This window comes from Azospirillum sp. TSO22-1, assembly GCF_003116015.1.
In the GTDB taxonomy this organism is placed as follows: domain Bacteria; phylum Pseudomonadota; class Alphaproteobacteria; order Azospirillales; family Azospirillaceae; genus Azospirillum.
This window is the reverse complement of record NZ_LGQZ01000150.1, coordinates 1-2,733: the sequence shown is the minus strand read 5'-3', so window position 1 is coordinate 2,733 and position 2,733 is coordinate 1. Positions and strand designations below refer to the sequence as shown.

The 2,733-nt window shown below is 71.8% G+C and carries 1 protein-coding gene; it reads right to left on the bottom strand.

All coding sequences use genetic code 11. The features are described 5' to 3' along the window. The coding region (ppc, locus tag TSO221_RS30830) for a phosphoenolpyruvate carboxylase (protein ID WP_109122337.1) at window positions 1-2,733 on the bottom strand (2,733 nt) is incomplete at its 5' end.

Genomic DNA, 2,733 nt, shown 5'->3' with positions numbered 1-2,733 from the left:
TCACCCGCTGTTGCGCAGGCCCGCGGCCACGCCGTTGATGGACATCAGCACGCCGCGCTTCACGCGGTCGTCGGTGCTGCCGCCGCGGTGGCGGCGGATCAGCTCGATCTGCACGTGGTTCAGCGGGTCCATGTAGGGGAAGCGGTTGCGGATCGAGCGCACCAGCAACGGGTTCTCCGCCAGGAAGTCGCTCTGCCCGACGATGGCCAGCAGGTGCCGCCGGGTCAGCTGCCACTCGTCGCGGATGCGGCCGAAGATGCGCTCGCGCAGCTCGGCGTCCTCCACCAGCTCGGCGTAGCGGGACGCGATGGCGAGGTCGCTCTTGGCCAGCACCATGTCCATGTTGGACAGCAGCATGCGGAAGAACGGCCACGCTCGGTGCATGCGCTGCAGCAGCTCCAGCCCGTTCGGCTCCGCCTTCAGCCACGCCTCCACCGCGCTGCCGAAGCCGTACCAGCCCGGCAGCATCAGCCGGCACTGCGCCCACGAGAACACCCAGGGGATGGCGCGCAGGTCCTCGATGCGGTCGGACTTGGTGCGCGACGCCGGGCGGCTGCCGATGTTCAGCGTCGAGATCTCGGAGATCGGCGTCGCCTGCCGGAAGTACTGGGTGAAGCCCGGCGTCTCGTAGACCAGCCCGCGGTACGCCTCGAAGGCCAGCTGCGACAGCCGCTCCATGGCGGCGTAGAAGCCCTCCGCCGGCTCGACGTTGTTCTCGACGTCGAGCAGCGTCGCCTCCAGCGTCGCGGCGGTCAGGACCTCCAGGTTGCGGCGGCCGACCTCGGGGTTGGAGTACTTGGAGGCGATCACCTCGCCCTGCTCGGTGATGCGGATCTGGCCGGACACGGCGCCCACCGGCTGCGCCAGGATCGCCTGATAGCTGGGCCCGCCGCCGCGGCCGACCGAGCCGCCGCGGCCGTGGAACAGCCGCATGCGCACCGTGTGCCTGGCGAACAGCTTGGCCAGCTCGATCTCCGCCTTGTACAGCTCCCAGCCCGAGGTGAGGAAGCCGCCGTCCTTGTTGGAGTCGGAATAGCCCAGCATCACCTCCTGCTCGTCGCCGCGCGAGCGGACCAGGGAGCGCCAGACCGGCAGGGTGAACAGCCGCTCCATGGTCGCCGGGGCCTGCCGCAGGTCGCCGATGGTCTCGAACAGCGGCACGATGTTCATGGCCATGCCCGGCTCGGTTCCCGGCGTCAGCAGGCCGGTCTCCTTGAGCAGCAGCGCCACCTCCAGCAGGTCCGACGCGCCGTCGGTCTTCGAGATGATGCAGGTCGGCAGCGCCGCGGCACCATAGGTGCGGCGGATCTCGCGGGCGGCGTCGAGGATCGCCAGCTCGCCGGCGGTCTCCTCCGAATAGGCGTGGAAGGGCGAGCGCAGCGGGCGCGGATACCCGACCTCCTTGGCCAGCAGCGCGATGCGCTCGTCCTCCGACAGCGCCGTGTAGTCGGCGCAGCGGCCGGCGACCGCCAGCAGCTCGGCCACCGTGCGCTCGTGCACGTCGGAGTTCTGGCGCAGGTCGATGGGCGCCAGATGGAAGCCGAACACCTGCACCGCCTTGATCAGCCGGCGCAGGCGGCCGTTCGCCAGCTTGGCGGCGCCCATCGCCTTGAGCGCCGAGGCCATCACCTCCAGGTCGGCCAGCAGTTCGGCCGAGGAGGCGTAGGGCTCGGCCTCGGCCACCGCGTGGCGCAGCGCCTCGTGCCGGTCGAGCTGGCGGGCGGTGGCGGCGGTGCGGGCGTAGACGCCGCTGAGCGCGCGGCGGAACGGCTCGTCCTCGCGGTGCGGCGAGGTGTCGGGCGAGCGCGCCGCCAGCTCCGCCAGCCCCGGCGCGATGTCGTGCAGCAGCTTGGACAGCGGCAGCTCGCCGCCCAGCTCGTGGATCTCGGTCAGGTAGTGGTCGAAGGCGGCGGCCGACTGGCGGCGCACCGCCTCGCGCAGGATGGGGGCGGTGACGAACGGGTTGCCGTCGCGGTCGCCGCCGATCCACGAGCCGATGCGGAAGAACGCCGGCAGCTCCCACTCCTGGTCCGGGTAGCGGCGGCACAGCAGGTCCTCGAACCGGCAGCAGAGCTTCGGCAGCTCGGCGAAGAAGGTGTCGGTGTAGTAGGAGATGCCGTTCTTCACCTCGTCGATCACCGCGAGGCGCTGCGGGCGCAGCATGCGGGTGCGCCACAGCGTCAGGATCGCCGCCTGCAGCGCCTCGTCGTTCTCCGCCGCCTCCTCCGGCGTCAGCCGCGAGCGGTCGCGGGCGTCGAGCAGCGCCGCGACCTTGTGCTCCAGGCCGAGGATGCTCTTGCGCTGCACCTCGGTCGGGTGGGCGGTCAGCACCGGGCTGACCAGCGCGTGGCGGACGAACTCGGCCAGCTTGCCGGTGCCGACGCCGGCCTGCTCCAGCCGGTCGAGCGCGTGCGGCAGCGTGCCCTCGCGCGGCGGCGAGCCGGCCATGGCGTGCTCGCGGTTGCGCCGGATGTGGTGCTGGTCCTCGGCGATGTTGGCGAGGTGCAGGAAGTAGGAGAAGGCGCGCACCACCGACATCACCGTGTCGCGCGGCAGGCCGTTGAGGATCTCCGCCATCTCGCGCCCGGCCGAGGCGTCGTCGTCGCGGTTGAAGCGCACCGAGGCCTGGCGCACCCGCTCGATCACCCCGAAGACCGCGTCGCCCTCCTGCTCGCGCACGGTGTCGCCGAGCAGCCGGCCGAGCAGCCGGATGTCCTCGCGCAGCGGGCCGTC